The sequence below is a fragment of the Pantoea sp. CTOTU50773 genome (assembly GCF_032082325.1).
Taxonomy (GTDB): Bacteria; Pseudomonadota; Gammaproteobacteria; order Enterobacterales; family Enterobacteriaceae; genus Pantoea; species Pantoea communis.
On the sequence record NZ_DAMDQC010000246.1, the window covers coordinates 1 to 4,057 of the forward strand.

The window sequence follows — 4,057 nt, forward strand, 5'->3', positions numbered from 1 at the left end:
CGACCCAGGTGCTGAGCGTCAGGTTAAAGGCGTAGCAGATAAACGACACCAGCATCACCTGACGCTTCGCCAGTTTGTGTCCACAGTAGGCGCGACCGATTAAGTCATACACGCCATAGGTGAGATAGCTGACCACCACCAGCGCCGCTGCGCCCAGCACCACATAGCGGTTGTAGCCGACGATCACCTGATACACGTCCTGCCAGTTCACTTTGCGCGCGTAGATCACCAGCAGTACGATCACCGCAATAAAGAACAGCCAGGTGAGGATTTTCTTTGTCCATTGCCAGCGAGAATGTTTTTTGCTCATCAGTGTTTCGCTCCTTCGTTGCCGGTTTCGACCCGATCCTGGGTTTCCATTTCCGGTTGCACGGGGGGATCAACCTGCGCCAGTAAAGGCGTATGCGCGGGCAACCAACCGGCAATGGCCGGGAAGTGACGCAGGAAATGGAACACAATCACGCTTTTAGTGAGATGCCACCAGGTGCGCGGCGGCAATTTGTCATCCTGCACACGCACACAATCGTGCTGAAGCAAGGCTTCCAGATTGTCACGCAGCGTCTGATTGAAAGTGCGATCGTGCACGATGAGATTGGCTTCCAGATTGAGCGATAAGCTCAACGGATCAAGATTGCTGGAGCCCACGGTGGCCCAGTGCTGATCCTGCACCGCAATTTTGCCGTGCAGTGGACGGCGGCAATATTCATAAACCTCAACCCCGGCATCCACCAGATAGTTATAGAGCATCTCGGCGCCCACTTTAACAATCGGCATATCCGGTTCACCCTGCACGATCAGCCGTACACGCACGCCACGCTGTGCGGCACTGCGCATTTCACGTAACAGGCGATAGCCAGGGAAGAAATAGGCATTAGCGATGATGACGTCCTGTTTGGCCTTGCGCAGCATATCGAGATAGTGCTGCTCAATGTCGTCGCGATGGTCGTCATTGTCGCGGTAAACAAACAACACCTGCGCCTCACCGGGCATCGCATTAACCGCCAGCCGCTGTGAACGTCCTCCCCACCAGCGTCGCGTGGTCTGCTTGCTACCGATGGCCTGCTGTACATAGCGAGCAATATCCAGCACCACCGGCCCCGTCACCTCGACCGCATAATCCTGCTTCGCCTCCGGGCCGTAATCGGTATTGTGCTCTGCAGAGAAGTTGATGCCGCCCACAAAGGCGAGGGCATCATCGACCACCACGATTTTACGATGCAGACGACGGAACACGTTGGTGCGCATGCCCAGCACCAGCGGGCGCGGATCGTAATAGAGAAAACGCACCCCGGCTTCCGTAAGCGTGTTCACAAAGGCGTCGGAGAGATCGTGTGAACCATAGCCATCCACCATCACTTCGACTTTCACGCCACGCTGCGCTGCTGCAAGCAGATCGCTATGCAGCGCGTTGCCGACGTCGTCTTCAAACAGAATAAACGTCTCCAGCAGCAGCGAACGCTCGGCACGCTGAATGGCTGCTGAAACGCAGGGGAAGAACTGCTCGCCGTTCTCCAGCAACCGCAACTGATTGCCCTCACGCCAGCTGAAATTCATAGGAAGATCTCCACGGCCAGGGGGGCGTGATCGGAAAGGTGTGACCAGGGTTTGACCGGCAGCGCCCAGGGCTGGCTCACGGTGGCGTTGCGGATATAAATACGATCCAGTCGCAGTAGCGGAAAACGTGCCGGGAAGGTACGTGCCGGGCGGCCGTTTTTCATGCTAAACACTTCCTGCAATCCCGCGCTGCGCTTCAGGAAGCGATTGGCGTGCACTTGCCAGTCGTTGAAATCTCCGGCCACCACCAGCGGCGCATCATGCGGCAGGGCATTGATGCGATCGCTCATCATCTTCATCTGCGCCTGGCGATGCTGTGCTTTAAGCCCTAAATGCACACAGATGACATGCAGCGGATCGGGGCGATCCGGCAGGCGAATCTGGCAGTGCAACATGCCGCGCTTTTCGCTTCCCGCCACAGAAATATCGAGATTTTCATATTCAATAATGGGGAAACGTGACAATATCGCGTTCCCGTGATGTCCCTCGGGATAAACTGCATTACGGCCATAGGCAAAATCATGCCACATGGTATCGGCCAGATACTCGTAATGAGAGTTTTCCGGCCAGTTCTCAATGTGCAGCGAATGGATAGCGTGGGTGCCCATCACCTCTTGCAGGAAGACAATATCCGCCGAGGTGGCGCGGACTGCGTCACGCAATTCCGGCAGGATAAAGCGACGGTTAAAGCTGGTGAACCCCTTGTGGGTATTGATCGTCAGGACTTTAAATGAAAATCCTTGCGTGTTTTGTGGCATACTTCGACGCGCTCCTTTTCATCATCAACAGCACAAAGTGTAGTCTTTGTCACAAATGGATGGTGATGGACGCAGAAAATTAGGGCGTTATCCGAAATTTGCTTTACATTGAGGAAATCCGTCTGGCCGCAGCCAGATACACTTGGGCGACCTGTTGGGTCTGCCAGGAGAAGAGAATGAAATGGTCTAATCGTGTTCAGATCGTTACCGGTCAAACCTGTTTGCATATTGCGATGCACCTGTTGGTGATCGCCGCGCTGGTTTGGGGCTGGAAGCACAAGGCGCTGGTTGAAGTGAGCAGTACCCTGGTAGCAGCTTATGCGGTGGTGTTTATCGCCATGCTGGCTCTGCAGCGTAGTGCCCGTTTACGTCGCATGGGTGACGCGCTGGAAGAAGTCACGACAACGTACTACTTCGGCGCAGCGATGCTGACGCTGTTCCTGATCTCGCGCTTCATCCACAACAACCTGTTGATCGGTTGCCTGGGCGTGGTGATGTTGGTGGGTCCGGCGCTGGTATCCTTGCTGGCGAAAGAACCCGCGCATCGCGTGGAGAAAAAGCGCAGCTAAGCGAAAGCTCAGTCGCGAACCGAAAGGAGCCGCATGCGGCTCCTATTTTGTTATGCGCAGCGCAATAACGGTCACAGAGAGCAACGGCGCAACTCGTGCCACGACGGGAAGACTACCAACATCATGTTACAGCGCCGTGACTATTGTCAGTCGCGGTGGCAGCGGAAACCTGCTAAACTCCCGCCCTTACGCATGGTAGTTTGTGCCCTTTTCACACGTGAGCCCACCAGGCTTGCGTCATATACCCCCTGAAAACTACATCGCTGACGGCGAACAGGGCGGTTCGGAGTAATACACCTGCATGTCATTTGACTCTCTCGGCTTAAGTGCCGATATTTTGCGTGCGGTAGCGGAACAAGGCTACCAGGAACCGACGCCGATTCAGCGTCAGGCTATTCCCGTGGTGCGGGCAGGTCGTGACCTGTTGGCAAGCGCCCAAACCGGTACCGGTAAAACCGCCGGTTTCACGCTGCCACTGTTGCAGCGTCTCACTGCGAATCCCTCTAACGCGCGCGGTCGTCGTCCGGTGCGTGCGTTGATCCTCACCCCAACCCGTGAACTGGCGGCGCAGGTGGGCGAGAACGTTCGTGAATACAGTCAGTATCTTAATATCCGCTCACTGGTGGTCTTCGGTGGCGTGAGCATCAACCCGCAGATGATGAAACTGCGCGGGGGTGTGGATGTGCTGGTGGCGACGCCAGGCCGTCTGCTGGATCTGGCACATCAAAATGCGGTTGATCTGTCACAGGTTGAAATTCTGGTGCTGGATGAAGCGGATCGCATGCTCGATATGGGCTTCATCCACGACATTCGCCGTGTACTGGCGCGTCTGCCGGCAAAACGTCAGAACCTGCTGTTCTCTGCCACCTTCTCTGATGAGATCAAAACCCTGGCGGAAAAACTGCTGACCAACCCAGAGCAGGTTGAAGTGGCGCGTCGTAACACCGCCTCTGAGCAAGTTTCACAGCAAGTACACTTCGTTGATAAGAAGCGTAAGCGGGAACTGCTGTCGCTGATGATTGGTCGCGACAACTGGCAGCAAGTGCTGGTGTTCACCCGTACCAAACACGGCGCCAACCATCTGGCTGAACAGCTGAACAAAGATGGCATCACCGCAGCGGCAATCCACGGTAACAAAAGCCAGGGCGCGCGTACCCGCGCGTTAGCTGACTTCAA

At 55.8% G+C, this 4,057-nt stretch carries 4 protein-coding genes and 1 pseudogene; 2 read left to right on the forward strand and 3 right to left on the reverse strand.

Going from position 1 to position 4,057, the window contains the following annotated elements; translation table 11 throughout:
• The 3 genes and pseudogenes from RT340_RS22180 to RT340_RS22190 all read right to left on the reverse strand — a co-directional run.
• A pseudogene (locus tag RT340_RS22180) lies at positions 1-310 on the reverse strand (YbhN family protein); the annotation flags it as partial.
• Positions 310-1,554, reverse strand: a complete 1,245-nt coding sequence (gene clsB, locus RT340_RS22185; protein ID WP_160832569.1) for a cardiolipin synthase ClsB — start codon at positions 1,552-1,554, stop codon at positions 310-312. The gene clsB and the pseudogene RT340_RS22180, both read right to left, overlap by 1 nt.
• Positions 1,551-2,312 (reverse strand): endonuclease/exonuclease/phosphatase family protein, encoded by a 762-nt coding sequence (locus RT340_RS22190; RefSeq protein WP_058961602.1) that lies wholly within the window; start codon positions 2,310-2,312, stop codon positions 1,551-1,553. The genes clsB and RT340_RS22190 overlap by 4 nt, the downstream gene beginning before the upstream one ends.
• Before the next feature lie 176 nt (positions 2,313-2,488).
• On the opposite strand from RT340_RS22190, the gene RT340_RS22195 reads away from it, so the two are divergent.
• Positions 2,489-2,881, forward strand: coding sequence for a YbhQ family protein (locus tag RT340_RS22195; protein WP_034821088.1), 393 nt, complete (start codon positions 2,489-2,491; stop codon positions 2,879-2,881).
• Between the two features lie 301 nt (positions 2,882-3,182).
• Positions 3,183-4,057: DEAD/DEAH box helicase (locus tag RT340_RS22200; RefSeq protein WP_313377828.1), on the forward strand; the 875-nt coding region annotated here is incomplete at its 3' end.

Coding starts and splice junctions, on each gene's coding strand:
- clsB (WP_160832569.1), bottom strand. CDS start 1,554: ATGAATTTCAGCTGGCGTGAGGGCAATCAGTTGCGGTTGCTGGAGAAC.
- RT340_RS22190 (WP_058961602.1), bottom strand. CDS start 2,312: ATGCCACAAAACACGCAAGGATTTTCATTTAAAGTCCTGACGATCAAT.
- RT340_RS22195 (WP_034821088.1), top strand. CDS start 2,489: ATGAAATGGTCTAATCGTGTTCAGATCGTTACCGGTCAAACCTGTTTG.